Raw genomic sequence first — 14,692 nt, 5'->3', positions numbered from 1 at the left:
CTGCATGGCGCCTTCTTTGAAACAGTGTTTCACTTCTGTCAGCCTGCGTCCATGCAAGAAAACCCTGATAGGCGCATTTTTAAGCCCCTCGCTTCAGGGGGGGCACCCCGGCTAAATTTCGACCGGGCGCGAGTCCAAATACAGTGGCAGATGCAGGTCGAAGCGGCATCCAAACCCTGGCTTGCTGCTGACTTCAATGCGTCCGCCCAAGACGCTGGTGACGAGGTTGTAGACGATGTAGAGGCCCAGGCCGCTGCCGCCCTGGCCGAACCGGGTCGTATAAAAAGGCTCGAAAAGATGGCGCAGTGCGGCCGGCGCTATGCCACAGCCATTGTCGGCATAGCTGATGGAGACCTCAGTGCCCTGTGCCTGCGCTTGAATGGTGATGCAGCCTTCGGCCTGTGCCTCAAAGCCATGTTTGACGGAATTCGTCAGCAGATGACTGAGAATTTGTTCCAGCGGCCCGGGGAAGCTGTGCAGGTGAATGCCGGGGTCGATATCGACTTGAATTTGCACCTGGCCCAGCAGGTGGCTGCTGCTCAGCATCGACAGGGTGTCATTGACCAGATCCTGCAAGGCAAATTCACGTCGATGCGTGCTGCTTTGATCCACCGCGATTTGTTTGAAATCCGCCACCAGCTTGGCCGCACGCTTGGCGTTGCGCTCGATCAGCAGGCTGGCTTCATGCAATTGGTTCAAGCGAGCCTCAACCTCGGCGCGGCGCAGGCGGCCACCGAGCAATTCTTGGCCAAAGGCCTTGCTGGTGTCCGCTATCGTCGAGGCGACGGTCAGTACATTGCCCAGCGGCGTGTTCAGCTCATGCGCTACACCGGCGACCAAGCTGCCCAGCGCGGCCATCTTGTCGGCCTGCAGCAGTTGCTCCATGGCCAGCTCCAACTCATGGCTGCGCGCCTCAACGCGGGCCTCCAATTGTTGATTGAGGGCCTGCAGGCTTTCTTGCGTGCGTTTGAGAACCGTCACGTCGATCACGGTTTCAATCGCCCCGACCACCTGACCCTGCTCGTCACGCAAGGGCGCCGCGCAAAAGCGCAGCCAAAGCTCGGCGCGTTCGCCCTGCGCGGGAATACAGGACTCGCCTTCCATTGCCCCCAGCACCTCATCACTGCTGCGGAGTTGGTCGCCGTAGAGCTGAGTCAGGCTTTCGACGCCAAGGCCGTCCACCACCGCATCAACCAGGCAAGGTCGGGCCGTAGGGTAGATGCCGCGCCAAGCCTCATGACTGCCGATGATGTCTTTTGCCTCGACCCCGGTCAGCCGCGTCATCTGCTCATTCCAGAAGCTCACCCGGTGCAGGGCATCGATGACAAACACCGCCACCGGCAGGTTTTGATAAATCTGCTTGACTTGATGCTGGAAGGCCTGGGCTTGTGTCTCCAACTGTTTGCGGTCGGAGATATCGCGTACCGTGGAAATGATGCGTTCGCCCTCCGGTAGTTTGAAGGAGGTCAGCGATACGTCGGCCCAAAAATGGCTGCCATCTTTGCGGCGCGAACGCCATTCAAAAAACTGCGGCCCTTCGTTTCTGGCCTTGTCGATTCGCTCGGCCACCATGGCGCCGGTGTAGAAGTTGGCTTCGTCGCTGAGTTGCGATGCGCTGAGCAAACGGGCTTCATCCGGGCTATAGCCATAGAGGCTGCAAAAACGCGGATTGACGTCGATGATGGCCAGGCTTTTGCCGTCGCGCACCAGTATGGCGTCGCTGCTGCTGTTGAACAGCGCCAGATAATTTTGAGTGCTTTGCCGCATGGCCTGCTCCGAGCGGTGGCGCAGTCGAATTCCGTTGATCAAGAGCGCGATGATGACCAGCAAGCTGCCAAACAGGCTGAACAACCAGCCCAGATAGGGCCGCAAATCGGCCCACCAATTGATTGGGCGATGCAGTACCACGGCACTTTTGGGCAAGGCGGCCTCGTCAATGCCCCAGCGGCGCAGTTGTTGGTGTTCGAAAGTTGGCACACCCAGGCCGGTCAACATCGGCAGTTCATCTGCGTTTTTGCCCTGCAAGACCTGCACGGCAAGCCGGCCCAGATGTTCGCCCTGCTGGCGGCCGGTGACCAGAAAGCCGCCCAATACACCCGGCCGCATGCTGACGTCGCGCGTGACCGTCAACGGGGCCGCTGCAGCTTCGGCCCAGAGTTCGCTGGCCTCCTCGTGGCTGATGACGCGACCCTGGGCGTCGAGATTGAAGGGCAGGGCCAATACGAGATCGGTGCCGCTCAAGGCCCGCAAACGGGTCTGTACCTCCTGCACCGACATCCGCGTCAGATGTTCGACCTGCAGGCCGGGGTGCTGGGCCAAAACAGGCGCGAGGCTGCTCACTTGGGCCAGGCTGGTTCTGCTTTGGTCGTGCACGATCACGGCCCGTTTGGTTCGCGGTAGCAGTTTCAACATCAAGGCGAGGTTTTGGCTGTCGTCGACGTCATCGAATACACCACTGATGTTGCCCTCATCCTGCAGGCTGGCCCGGCGACTGCCCGAAACGCCGGAGAACAAAATCGGCACAGCCGGGAAATGGCGGGCCCGCATGCGCAGGGCTAAGTCCAGCGCATCATCATCGGTGGCCAGTAGCAGGCGCGGCGGCGTGAGGCCGTACTTGCTCAGCAGCAGGTCTTCGAACTGTTGCTGATAAGCGGGCAGCGGTTGCACATTCTTGGTGTCAAGAAAGTCCAGGCTCAGCTTGAGGGGCCGCTCATACCGGCCCAGTTCGCGACGCAAGCCGGCGATTTGCTCGTCACTCCAGGCCATGCCGGCGTGGTAGGACACCAGCAGCATGACTCTCGCGGCTGGTGCTGACTCGCTCTCAGCTGCCGTCTGAGGCGGCTTGTTTGGCTGCGTCTGTTGGGTGGCTTGCGCCCCAGCCTTGGCAGTGCAAACGAGCCAGAAGGCAAGCAGCAAAGCCTTCAGCCAGTACCCCCAAAAGCCAAGGAAGCGGGCCACGGAAGTACGGCTGATGGGCCGTGGTGTACGCATGAGCGACGCTTAGCGATGAGCGCGCCTATCCGCCAACTTGAAGATCGCCATGACCTGCACCAAGGCCTGGGCCTGGAGGCGCAAACTGCTGGCCGCCGCCGCCATCTCTTCGACCAAGGCGGAGTTCTGCTGCGTCACCTGGTCCATCTGCTGTACCGCCGAGCCGATTTGCGAAACGCCCGAACTTTGCTCGCTGCTGGCGGCGCTGATCTCGCCCATGATGTGGGTGACTTTCTGAATCGAGGCCACGACCTCGGTCATCGTCACACCTGCTCGGTCGACCAAGCTGCTGCCCAACTCGACCCGCTCGACGCTGGTGCTGATCAATGACTTGATCTCCTTGGCAGCCTCGGCCGAACGCCCCGCCAAGCTGCGCACTTCGGACGCCACCACTGCGAAGCCGCGCCCCTGCTCGCCGGCCCGCGCCGCTTCCACGGCGGCGTTGAGGGCCAGGATATTGGTCTGAAAGGCGATGCCGTCGATCACGGTGATGATGTCGGCAATGCGTTTGGAGCTGTCGTTGATCCCCTTCATCGTCTCGACCACTTCGTTGACGACATCGCCGGCTTTGATGGCCACGTTGGATGCCGTCAAGGCCATCTGATTGGCTTGGTGAGCGTTCGCCGCGTTTTGCTTGACGGTGGCGCCCAACTCTTCCATTGACGCAGCCGTCTGCTGGATGGCGCTGGCCTGCATCTCGGTGCGCGCGCTCAAATCATGGTTGCCCTGCGCAATTTCGGCGCTGGCAGTGGAGACGCCCTCGGCGTTCTCCCTGACCTCGCCGACGATGTGGGCGAGCTTGTCACGCATGGCCAACAAGGCTTGCAGCATCTGCGCGGATTCGTCACTGCCCTGTGTGGCAATGCTCACAGACAGGTCGCCGTCGCTGATCGCTTGAGCCGAACTCACCGCCTGGCTGATCGGGCGCGTGATGGCGCGGGTCGCCACGATGGCAAATCCCAGGCCCAGGCCCAAGGACAGAACGGCACCCAGACCCAACATCCATTGACCGGTCTGGGCCACGGCATTGGTTTCGGCCTGACTCTTGCTCAGCATCTGATCCATATGCTGATCGAGCTTGTCGAGCGCGGCCAAATAGGTCATGGCCAAGGGTTGCAGATTCGACTTGACCGCTTCTGCGACATCTTCTCCCGCCAGCTTCTTTTTCATCAACTCACTGCGTGGCCCACGGTAGATCTCGCGCGCCTTGCTGATGTCGGCCAGCAAGTCTTTGCCCTTGGTGTCGGTAATCAGGGGCTCCAACTGCTTTTGGGTCTCGCCTATCAGCTTGGAGGTGGCTTCCATGTCGGCTTGCAAGGCCTTGACATAGGCGGCGTCGCTGGCGAACAAGGCGGCCGAGGTGCGAACCCAGTTCAGATTGATATTGGCCGACCAGCGCGCAGCTAAGCTGCTGCGCTCCATCTCGACGGTGGCTAAATCATTGGCGGCGGCCTTTAGTGTGCCGAGCCGCCAGGCGCCAATGCCCGCGATCAAGGCAGTGATCAACAGCACCACGCCAAACGCCAAACCTAAGCGGGTGCCGATCTTGATATTACTGCCAGATCCCATGCTTGTCTCCGTTCTCATCAGCGCCGTGATGGCGCCTGTTTTTTGGTGCCCGAACAATTCGCCCATGGCACTGGTTTTTTCTGCTGACTGAGTCGGCGGTATGCTCGTGTCAGCATACAGTGGGCTTGCATGGCAAAGAAGACAATTTTGGTGAAAACATCAGTGCAGCCAAACATTTGTAGCCTCAGTGCCATGTGGCGGCATGTTTTGTGTCTTCGTCGATCCTTGGCCGTTGCCTGGCCTTTGCTAGCCCTGCTTCAAATTGGCCCGGCCCGGGCCGATTATCAGAACCCTGGATTGCTGGCCCCCGAGAGCCAGCTGCCGGTCTTCCACCAACAACTGCGTGACAAACTGACTTTCAGCCTGGGCTGGGCGAACGAGCATCACGCCAAGCCCCAGGACTGGACCCAGGCGGGTTTGCGCAAGGCGCGTGAATTGATGCTGTTGCCCGGGCAAGACCTGACCCCGTTCTCGGCCCGCGTGATTGAAGAGCTGGATCGCGGCAGCTATCTCGCCCGCAAGCTTGAGTTCAATGTCAGTGCAGAAAGCCGTGTCGCGGCGCTGTTGCTCGTGCCCAAGGGCAAAGGGCCGTTTCCGGCGGTTTTGGCATTGCATGATCACGGCGCGCGTTTTGACATCGGCAAAGAGAAGTTGATCCAGCCCTGGGGCAACCCAGCCCGTGAACGTGCGGCTGCCGAATGGGCTGGCCGCTACTTTTCTGGCCATTACCCCGGCGACGAATTGGCCAAGCGCGGTTATGTGGTCTTGGCGGTCGATGCGCTGGGCTGGGGCGACCGCTCCGGTGCTGGCTTCGAGCGTGATTCGCAACAAGCGCTGGCGGCCAATCTGTTCAATCTGGGTAGTTCCTGGGCCGCTTTGATCGCGAGCGAAGATGCACAAGCGGCGAAGTTTCTGGCAGAGATGCCCGAGGTTGACGTCCGCCAGGTCGCAGCGCTTGGTTTTTCGATGGGCGCCCAGCGGGCCTGGCAGGTGGCAGCCTTGTCCGACGCTGTGACGGCCAGCATCGCCGTCAACTGGATGGCCGGCTTGCAAGGCTTGATGGTGCCAGGCAACAACCAGCTCAAGGGCCAGTCCAGTTTCGCCATGCTGCACCCCTATTTGGCGCGTTACCTGGACTACCCCGATGTGGCCGCTCTGGCGGCGCCCAAACCTATGCTGCTCTATGCCGGCGCACAAGATGCCTTGTTCCCGCTAGCCTCGGTGAGCCAGGCGTTCGCCAAGATGGCGCAGGTCTGGTCGGCCTATGGTGCGGCCGAGCGCTTGCAGACTTGCATCTGGCCCGGTGCCCATCAGTTCACGGCAGCGCAGCAGGACGCTGCCTTTGACTGGCTGGACCTGCAGTTCAAACGGTCGAATCGGATGCCGCTGCCCGCCTGCGGCGAGCCGTCCAAATGAGTCGCATCAGCCGCCTACTCCAGATGTACCAGGCCGTAAGCCGCTGCCGGCGGCGTCGGCACCCTGAATGGACCAATTTCGGCCGTTTCCTTCTTGCCCATCAGAACGCCGTGTTCGGGGAACCGTTCAGATCCATGCTGCCGAACACCGAGCTGAGCATGGAGACGGCACCGAAAGGACTTGATCCACGGAAAAGGGCGGTGCGACTGAAGAGTCGCACCGCCCCATCCGTTCAGCCGTGGCCTGACTTAGAGCTTGTAAGAAACACCCACATTGAAGCGCCGACCGAACTGGAAGTTAGTCTGGTGGTAAGCATTCATCGGATCGGTGTAGATGACCTTTTGGTTGGTCAGATTTTCGACCCCGAAGCGGACCTGCATCTGCTGCGTGATCTGCTGGGACAGATTCAATGAGACCCAGGTTTCCGCACCGTTGAGCTGGAAGGCGGTCGAATCCCAGGTCGGGGCGCGGTTGAAGGCCGAGTGGTAATTGGCCGCCAGGCGAGCCTCGAAGCCATTGTGCTCGTACCAGAGTGTTAGGCCACCGTTGTGCTTCATCAGGCCGTTGGTGGCGATGGGGGTGAAGCTCTGGCCGCTGCGGTCACCGTTCTCCTTGATATTGCTGTCGGAGTAGGTGTAGTTGCTCAGCAAGCCCAAGCCGTTGAACGGCGCCGGCAAGGCAGTGAAGGCCTGCTGGTAGACCAGCTCAAAGCCCCGCACATGGCCGCCGTCGCGATTGACCTGCTGGGTGAAATAGGCCGGCTTGCCTTCGAATGAGCCCTTGACCGAAGCGATGCCGATGTAGTCGCTGATCTCCTTGTAGAACAGGCCGGCAGAGACCAGGCTGCCCTTGCCGAAGAAGCGCATAAAGGTCAGATCGAACTGATCAGCCATCATCGGCTTGAGCCGCGGGTTGCCGCCGCTCACGATGGTCGGGTCAATCCCCTTGGGATCAATATAGACCGTGTGGGCGTTGTTCATCACGTCCAGCGGCGCGCGCGACATCGCACGTGCCAAGCCGAAGCGCACCTGATTCACTTCCTCTTCGTCCAGATTCAGGATCAAGTTCATGCTGGGCAGGAACTTGGTGTAGCTGGTGCCATCGGAGACGGCGGTGGGCTTGCCGCCATTGCGCTGCTCGTAGCCATAGCCGGTCTGGCTGGTGTGGATGGCGCGCAGGCCAGCGTTGCCGCGGTAGCTCATGCCGCCGAAGGCCTGGCCGGCCAAGTCGGCTTGGGCGTAAAGGGCGGCATTGCTTTCTTTAGCGCGCCAGTTGTCTTGCACCAGATTGGCGTCGGTCGAGGTGCGGCCAGCCGAGCTCAGTGCTGCCGGGCCGAAATACTTGCCGACGGCATCGGCGAAGCCGCCGACCAGTTCGACAAAGTCGGGCCGGCCGTCAACCGTCGCGCGTTGGAAGCCTGAGGTCGGGATCGTTACCGTGGGCCCAAGGTTCCAGGAGATCGCCTCGTAAGACTTTTCGCGCTGGGTGGCGCGGGCGCCGAACTTGATCTTGTTGACGTCGCCCCAGTCCACCAGCCGGCTGGCGCTCAGTTGTTGGGAGTTCAGCGAGTCGTCCAGCTTGCCACCCTTGGTCGGCCCCCAAGTCTCACTGACCTGGTTCGCGTAGTTGGCCGGATTACCGGTGTCCAGATTGCTGGAATAGGTCATCCACTGGTCTTTGCTGAAGTCAAAGGTGGTGGCGCCGGACTTCAGGTTTTTCAATTCGACGGCCGACCACAGCGTGTCGCGGCTGGCGGTCGAGTGGGCAATGTCGGCGTCGAGCTGCCAGCCATTGGTCTTGAACTTGCCGTTCAAGCCGGTGGCGAAATTCTTCATGTCCTGCTTCCACAGCGAATTCAGCGTCTGCAGGGTCACGTCCTTGACCGTTGCGGCGGTGACGTATCCGCCATCGACCTTGACATTGCTGAAGTTCGCGCTTTGCCAGCCATCCCAGTTGCCGATGCCGTCTTGCACATGGGTCAGCGCCGGTTCTTCAATATTGGAGCGCGCCGCGTAGATGTCGGCGGTGATGGCGAGGTCGGCATTGGGCTTGTACTCGAGCTTGCCTGTGGCGCTGGAACGCTTGTTCGTGCCCTTTTTGACGCCGGTCTGGAAGCCCCAGCGGGTTTTGTCGATCTTGCCGTCGCCGGTGATGTCGGCGGAATGGTCGTTATTGAAGTCCCAGCTCTCCACCCGGTCTTCCAGGGAAGGCTGGTCGAAGTAGCTGAAGGCTACCGCCACACCGACGGTGCGGTCGGCAAACTGATCGACATAGATGCCACCCAGGCGAGGTGCCGTGGTCTTGGCGCCGTCGATCTTGCTGCCCATTTGGTAATACAGCGCATCGGCCTTCAGTGCCAACTGGCGCTCTTTGTAGGCCAAGGGCTGAACCGTTTGCAAGTCAATCGTCGTGGCGATGCCGCCTTCGATCAGCTCGGCGGATTGGGTCTTGTAGACAGTGGCGCCCGATACCGATTCGGACGGGAACATCTCGAAGCGCACCGCCCGGTCCGGCTCGCTGGAGGCGAACTCGCGGCCGTTCAGCGTCGCGCCGACGAAACGAGGGCCCAGGCCGCGTGCCACGATCTGGCTGGCGTTGCCGCGGTCGATGCCGGCCGACAGGCCCGGCAGACGAGCTAGAGACTCGGCGATGGTGGTGTCGGGCAGCTTGCCGATGTCCTCAGACGCGATCACCTCAACCATGCTGTTGGACAGCTCTTTGGTCGCCAAAGCACTGCGCACCGAGGCGCGGATGCCGGTCACCACCACCGCTTCAAGCTCGGCGCTCGGCTTTGCTGCAGGGGCGGCTTGTTGCGCCAGCGCCTGACCGCCGACTGCCGGCAGCACGAAGATTGCCCGAATCAGCCAGGCCATTTTTTTCTGTCTCATGTCTTGTCCATTCTTATATTGACAAACCGGCGGAGCGCTGAGGGCAGGCCGAGCCGGCAGCAGTGCTGTCATTGATGTTGGCTGCTGGAGGCCATGCTAAGGACACAGGCGTATGCCGTCTTATCACTTATCTCGCAGGAAATATATGAATTTCGGATGCCAGGCCTTTGCATGCAGTGCATGCTCACTCAAGGTCGAGCTAAAGCCGAGTTATGGCCGAGTTATGGCCACTTCCCGCAGGGTCTGCAGCATGGCCAGGGCACCAGGGGAGAGCTGGTTATTCTTGCGGGTCACGATGCCGTACAGGTCCATGCGAATGCCGAGTTCTATCGGCAAAATGGACAAGAGTTTGGCGTCCAAATAGGGCTGCACCAGCTCGGTAGGCAGCGCGCACACCATGTCGCTGTCAAGCAGTAGATTGGTAATCACCGGCAGCGCCAGGGTTTCGACAATCTCGGCCGGTTGATCCAGGCCTTGGGACAGAAACAAGGCGGTCAGCCGATCGCGCAGGATGCTGCCGCTGGGCGGCAAGATCCAGCCCAGGCCTACTAACTCGGCCAGCTGCAGATTGGCCCGTGTGGCCAGCGGATGGCCGGCACGCGCGATCAGGCTGTGTGGCTCATCATTGAGGGGCTCAAAGTTCAAGACGGCGGCCGATTCGGTGTCCAGAATGCGCCCGATCACCAAGTCCAGTTCGCCGGCGCGCAGGCGTTGAATCATCGGCTTGCTGGTGTCGACCGTGATCGCGACATGGACGCGCGGGTAGTTCTGCTTGAGCCGCTTGACCGCCTCCGGCAGCAGCGAGGTGGACGGCGTCATCACTGTGCCCACCGCGACCCGGCCACTCAGGCCCGACAGCAACTCCATCACCTCTTGATGGGCGGCGTCCATCTCGGCCAGCGCGGCACCGGCGCGTCGGATCATCACGTCGCCGTACAAGGTCGGCGCCACGCCGCGCGGCAGCCGCTCGAACAATTGCACGCCTAAAGCATGTTCCAGCTCGGCCAATAGTTTGGAGGCGGCCGGCTGCGTCAGGTTGGCGGCCTGCGCTGCATGCAGGATGGAACCATGCCGACCCAGTTCGACCAGCAAGACCAATTGCCGCGTCTTCAGATGGGATCGGACAAAGCGGTCGGAGGGCTTGTTGGTTCGATGTTCGGTCATGCTTTCAGTGTAGGGCGAGGGCTCGGGTGCTAGAACTTGCGCAAAACAGTTCCAGCGAGGCGCGACGCCGCAGACAGTACGCTGAGTACGGCAAGGCGGAGCAAGGACGCTGGAGCGGTTTTTGCAAGTCCTACTCGTGATACAGCTGGCTGCGGCCGCCGTCGATCAAGATGTCTGCGGCGTTGATGAAGCGAGCCTCATCGCTGGCAAGGAAGAGGGCGGTATAGGCCACCTCGATCGGCTCGCCCAAGCGCTTGACCGGCAGCAGCTCGGCCTGCCGCTGTGCTTCGGCGGCCGGGTCGGCAAAGCCGGCCAGCCAGGCCTGGTTCGACTCGGTCATGATGAAACCCGGTGAGATCGAATTGACCCGCACGCCGCGCGCCGCGTACTCGATACCGAGCGACTTGGTCAGGCCCAGCAAAGCATGTTTGGCCACCGGGTAGGGAAAGCAGCCGGGGATGATGCGGTGACCATGGACCGAGGCGATGTTGACGATGCTGCCCGCGCCTTGCGCCAGCATGTGGGGGAGGGCGGCGCGCGCGCAATGCCAGGCGCCGTCCAGATCGACGGCAAAGCAGCGCTGCCATTGCTCGCTGCTCATCGCCAAGGGGTCGGCAAACACATTCATGCCGGCATTGTTGATGAGGATGTCGAGGCGGCCGAAGCGCTGCACCGTCTGCGCCACCATGTCATTGACGGCAGCTGCATCGGCCACATCGGCCTGCACGAACAGGCAGCGCCCGCCGTCTATGTCTGCATGCAACTCGGCACGCAAGTTGGCAGCATCCGCATCATCGCGGTGGCTGTTGATGGTGACGCAGGCGCCTTCGGCCAGGAATAACCTGGCGATGGCGCGGCCTATGCCCAGCGTTGAGCCGGTCACGATGGCGACTTTGTTTTGCAGTCTTAGGGTCATGGTTTTACCTGGGGAGATTGATGGTTCAAGGACTGCTCACGCCAAGCGTCGAGCACTGGCAAGGCGCGGCCTTTGAAGTCAAACAAGGTGGTGTTGGACACCACATTCGGGCCCGCCTGGGCCTTGCCGCCGCCCTTGCCCTCAAGCAGGGCCCAGCCGACGCCCGGCTTGGCAATCATCACCGGGTCCCAGTAGAGCAGGCCCAGCACACGCGGCTCGCGTTTGAGCAGGCCGAACAGCTCGGCCATGAAGTCGCGCTGGCCCTGCGCCGAGCTCATGCTGGCGGGGTAGGGGCCGTTGTCGCTCAACTGGCCGGGCCAGCCATTCGGCAGCTTGGGCGTCCAGTTGAAGCCGACCTCCATCACCAGCAAATCCTTGTCATACAGCGCCGTCACCGCACGGCTGAATGCTGCCATCTGGGAGGCTGTCTTCTGGGTCCAGAACGGGTAATAAGACGCACCGATCACGTCCCATTCGACGCCATGCGCCTTGGCCTGATCGAACCAGTCGCGGTACTTGCCCAGATTGCCGCCGTCGTCCAGATGCAGCACGATCTTGGCGCTAGGAGTGACTGATCTGACCGCAGCATGGCCGGCGCGCAAGAGTGGCGCCAAGCCGTCCCAACCTTCGGCGCCGGGCGGCGAAATCCTGCCGTAGGGGTAGAGCATGCCGTGCTCGATCTCATTGCCCAGCGAGACGAACTCTGGGCTGGTGCCCTGTGCCTGCATGGCCAGCATGACCTCGCGGGTGCGTTCGAACACCAGCTCGGCCAAGCGGGCGCGGCGCGCCGTCTCGTCGGGTAGGCGAGCCAGCTCACGAGCCCAGGCGGTGGGCAGGTTTTGCGTCTTCGAGTTGGTCCAGAAATCGCTGTAATGCAGGGTCAGCTGAATCTGCATCTGCAGTGCCTTGGCGCGGCGGGCCAGTTTGAGCAGATCGGGCAGATCCATCGAGCCTTCGGGCCAGTAGTAGCCGTCCGCACCCGTGCCCGGGCCGGGGCTGTCGTACAGGCGCAGGCGGGCGATATTGTGGCCATAGTCGGCCAGTATCTTCAGCGCGTCGCCGGGCTTGCCCTGGCGGTCAGAGTAGATCGCGCCATGTGCTTCCATCAAGGGCAAGACCGAGACATCGCCGCCGGCCAGAAAGGGCGCCGCCTGCGCGGCCGAGCAGGCCAGCAGCGCCGCTACAAGCAACTTAACCATGCTTGCTACCGCGCGCCTTCAGCTGATCCAAGAGCACAGCGGCCAGCAGAATCAAGCCGCGCATCAGGTACTGATAGAACGCGTCAACATTCATTAGATTCATCACGTTCTCGACCGTGCCCATGATGAGCACGCCGATCAGCACGCCGAAGATGCGCGCTTTGCCGCCCTGCAGCGAAACGCCGCCCAGCACGCAGGCCGAGATCACGTCGAGCTCGAAGCCGGTGGCCGAATTGGGCTGGCCGCTGGTGATGCGCGAGGCCAGGATCAGGCCGGCCAGCGCCGTCACCAGACCCTGCAGCAAGAAGATCCAGACGCGCAGCTTTTCGACCTTGACGCCCGCCAGCCGGGCGGCTTCCGGGTTGCCGCCGATTGCCAGCGTGTTGCGCCCGAACACCGTGTGGTTGAGCAGCACGCCGAAGACCAAGAAGCAAGCACCCGTCACCCAGATCGGCAGCGGCAGGCCGAGGATGCGGGCGTCGCCGAAGGCGATAAAGCCTTCGTCGGCAATGCCCACCGCTTGGCCCTGCGAGACGATGAAGGCGAGGCCGCGCACCATCAACATGGTGGCCAGCGTGGCGATCAAGGCGTTGACCTTCAGATAGGCGATCAGCACGCCGTTGCCGGCGCCGATCAGGGCGCCGGCGAGCAAGCCGCCGCCGACCGCCAGCGTCACGCTCTGGGTGTGTTCCAGGATGATGGCGCCGAGCACGCCGGCAAAGGCAATCGTCGAGCCGACCGAGAGGTCAAAGTCACGTGAGGCCAAGCACAGCATCATGGTGCACGCGACCATGCCGATCTGTGCCACCGACAGCATCAGGCCGACGATATTGGCGGCGGAGAAAAAGTTCTCGACGCTGACGGCCAGCACGAGGAACAAGACGGCATAGCCGAGTGTCATGCTGTGCTCGGTCAGCCAAGCGCGGTTCAGGGGTTTCTTCATGGTGGCTTGGTCGAGCGGAGTCTTGCTGATGGCAGTCATGGTGAAAAATGTTCCGTGCAAATATCTAGTTACGGTCTCAGACCAGGTCGGGCAAGGCCATGCGCAAGACAGCGGTTTCGCTGGCAGCCGAGCGGTCGAGCTCGCCGCTGATGCGGCCTTCGCGCATCACGATCACGCGGTCGGCGATGCCCAGTACCTCGGGCAGTTCGCTGGAGATCACGATCACGCAGCAGCCGCTTTCAGCCACCTCGTGAATGATCCGGTAGATCTCATTCTTGGCGCCGACGTCGATGCCGCGGGTCGGCTCGTCCAGGATCAGCACCTTCAGGTCGGGCTCAGCCAGCCAGCGCGCCAGAATCACCTTTTGCTGGTTGCCGCCGGACAGCAGGCGGATCTCCTGCTCGCGGTTCGGGGTCTTGATGCGCAGGCGCTTGATGAAAGCATCGGCCAGCGCCGCCTCGCGCGCGTGGCGCAGGAACAGCCCGCCCAGCAGACCGTGGCGGCGGCAGCTGATATTGATGTTCTCGGCCACCGAGGATTGCGCCAGGATGCCTTGCTCCTTGCGGTCCTCCGGGCACAGCACGATGCCGGCCTCAATCGCCGCTGACGGGCCCCTGGCCGAGACGGTCTTGCCGTCCAGCAAGACCTGACCCTGGCTGCGCGCATCGGCGCCGTAGAGCAAGCGCATCAGCTCGCTGCGGCCGGCACCGACCAGACCAAAAAAGCCCAAGACCTCGCCGGCGCGGACCGCAAAGTCCAGCGGTGCTGCAAGGTGTTCGCCGAGCATGCCGCGCACCTGCAGGCGCTCCTGGCCCAGCTGGCGCGGCCGGTAGTCATAAATATCGCTGACCTCGCGGCCCACCATATCGCTGATCAACAGATCGCGCGGCACATCGGCCATCACCGGATGCGTGGCGACCTTGCGGCCGTCGCGGAAGATGGTGCAGCAGTCGCACAGCGCGTACAGCTCTTCCAGACGGTGCGAGATGTAGATGAGGGTCTTACCGCTAGCGCGCAGATCCTTCACCAGCTTGAACAAGACCTCGCTCTCGCGATGCGAGAGGCTGCTGGTCGGCTCGTCAAAGGCGATCACTTGCGCGTCCTGCAGCACCGCCTTGCAGATCTCGGCCATCTGGCGCTGCGCGATCGAAAGATCGATCATCAGCGCGTCCGGGTCGAGGTCAACGCCGATCTCGGCCAGCCGCGCCGCCACCTGGGCGCTGGCGGCTCGTTTGTCGACGAAGCCGAAGCGCTGCGGCAGCCGGCCCAGCAAGACGTTCTCGGCCACCGTCAGCTCGGGCACATATTGCAGCTCTTGGTGGATGACTGCGATGCCGGCCTTGATCGCGTCCGCCGCCGAGCCGAAATGGCATTCCTGGTCATTCAAGAGCAGGCGGCCGCCATCCGGCCGGTACTGGCCGCCGAGTATCTTCAGCAGCGTGGACTTGCCCGCGCCGTTTTCACCCAAGAGGCCATGGACCTGACCGGCGCGCGCCTCGAAGCTGACGCCATTGAGCGCCTTGACGCCGGGGAAGACCTTGCTGACTTGGTCGAACTGAAGGGATGCTGTGTTCATCTGGATCGGGCGGTGACAAAGGTTGCGTCA

General features: G+C 62.1%; 9 protein-coding genes. 1 reads left to right on the top strand and 8 read right to left on the bottom strand.

All coding sequences use genetic code 11. From position 1 onward, the window contains the following. Window positions 1-111: 111 nt before the first annotated feature. The gene (locus tag LNV09_RS09015) at window positions 112-2,793 is read right to left on the bottom strand and encodes a sensor histidine kinase (RefSeq protein WP_263556741.1); all 2,682 of its coding nucleotides are present in this window, start codon (window positions 2,791-2,793) and stop codon (window positions 112-114) included. A 207-nt stretch (window positions 2,794-3,000) separates the two neighbouring features. Next, on the bottom strand, window positions 3,001-4,560 hold the full coding sequence (locus tag LNV09_RS09010) for a methyl-accepting chemotaxis protein (RefSeq protein ID WP_263556740.1): 1,560 nt from the start codon (window positions 4,558-4,560) through the stop codon (window positions 3,001-3,003). A 297-nt stretch (window positions 4,561-4,857) separates the two neighbouring features. On the opposite strand from LNV09_RS09010, the gene LNV09_RS09005 reads away from it, so the two are divergent. Then, window positions 4,858-5,976 carry a dienelactone hydrolase family protein gene (locus LNV09_RS09005; RefSeq protein WP_263556739.1) on the top strand — a complete coding sequence of 373 codons (1,119 nt, stop codon included), beginning with the start codon at window positions 4,858-4,860 and terminating at the stop codon, window positions 5,974-5,976. Window positions 5,977-6,224: 248 nt separating this feature from the next. Here the strand turns inward: LNV09_RS09005 and LNV09_RS09000 are convergent, their stop codons facing one another. From LNV09_RS09000 to araG, 6 genes are all read right to left on the bottom strand, one after another. Continuing rightward, window positions 6,225-8,864, bottom strand: a complete 2,640-nt coding sequence (locus tag LNV09_RS09000) for a TonB-dependent receptor (RefSeq protein ID WP_263556738.1) — start codon at window positions 8,862-8,864, stop codon at window positions 6,225-6,227. A 210-nt stretch (window positions 8,865-9,074) separates the two neighbouring features. After that, window positions 9,075-10,028, bottom strand: coding sequence for a LysR substrate-binding domain-containing protein (locus tag LNV09_RS08995; protein ID WP_263556737.1), 954 nt, complete (start codon window positions 10,026-10,028; stop codon window positions 9,075-9,077). A 130-nt stretch (window positions 10,029-10,158) separates the two neighbouring features. Continuing rightward, a complete protein-coding gene (locus LNV09_RS08990) occupies window positions 10,159-10,944 on the bottom strand; it encodes an SDR family oxidoreductase (RefSeq protein WP_263556736.1) in 786 nt (261 codons plus the stop codon). Next, window positions 10,941-12,143, bottom strand: a complete 1,203-nt coding sequence (locus tag LNV09_RS08985; protein ID WP_263556735.1) for a glycoside hydrolase family 53 protein — start codon at window positions 12,141-12,143, stop codon at window positions 10,941-10,943. Before LNV09_RS08985 ends, LNV09_RS08990 begins: the two co-directional genes overlap by 4 nt. Beyond that, window positions 12,136-13,086: an L-arabinose ABC transporter permease AraH gene (gene araH / locus LNV09_RS08980; RefSeq protein WP_263534090.1), complete on the bottom strand. Its 951-nt coding sequence runs from the start codon at window positions 13,084-13,086 to the stop codon at window positions 12,136-12,138. The genes LNV09_RS08985 and araH overlap by 8 nt, the downstream gene beginning before the upstream one ends. Window positions 13,087-13,162: 76 nt before the next feature. After that, complete coding sequence (gene araG / locus LNV09_RS08975) at window positions 13,163-14,662, bottom strand: L-arabinose ABC transporter ATP-binding protein AraG (RefSeq protein ID WP_263556734.1); 1,500 nt, start codon at window positions 14,660-14,662, stop codon at window positions 13,163-13,165. Between the last annotated feature and the right edge of the window lie 30 nt (window positions 14,663-14,692).

The sequence above is a fragment of the Paucibacter sp. B2R-40 genome (genome assembly GCF_025717555.1).
Taxonomy (GTDB): domain Bacteria; phylum Pseudomonadota; class Gammaproteobacteria; order Burkholderiales; family Burkholderiaceae_C; genus Paucibacter_A.
Note: the sequence above shows the minus strand (reverse complement) of the source record. Positions and strands in the feature narration are given on the sequence as shown.

Coding starts and splice junctions, on each gene's coding strand:
- LNV09_RS09015 (WP_263556741.1), bottom strand. CDS start 2,793: ATGCTGCTGGTGTCCTACCACGCCGGCATGGCCTGGAGTGACGAGCAA.
- LNV09_RS09010 (WP_263556740.1), bottom strand. CDS start 4,560: ATGGGATCTGGCAGTAATATCAAGATCGGCACCCGCTTAGGTTTGGCG.
- LNV09_RS09000 (WP_263556738.1), bottom strand. CDS start 8,864: ATGAGACAGAAAAAAATGGCCTGGCTGATTCGGGCAATCTTCGTGCTG.
- LNV09_RS08995 (WP_263556737.1), bottom strand. CDS start 10,028: ATGACCGAACATCGAACCAACAAGCCCTCCGACCGCTTTGTCCGATCC.
- LNV09_RS08990 (WP_263556736.1), bottom strand. CDS start 10,944: ATGACCCTAAGACTGCAAAACAAAGTCGCCATCGTGACCGGCTCAACG.
- LNV09_RS08985 (WP_263556735.1), bottom strand. CDS start 12,143: ATGGTTAAGTTGCTTGTAGCGGCGCTGCTGGCCTGCTCGGCCGCGCAG.
- araH (WP_263534090.1), bottom strand. CDS start 13,086: ATGAAGAAACCCCTGAACCGCGCTTGGCTGACCGAGCACAGCATGACA.
- araG (WP_263556734.1), bottom strand. CDS start 14,662: ATGAACACAGCATCCCTTCAGTTCGACCAAGTCAGCAAGGTCTTCCCC.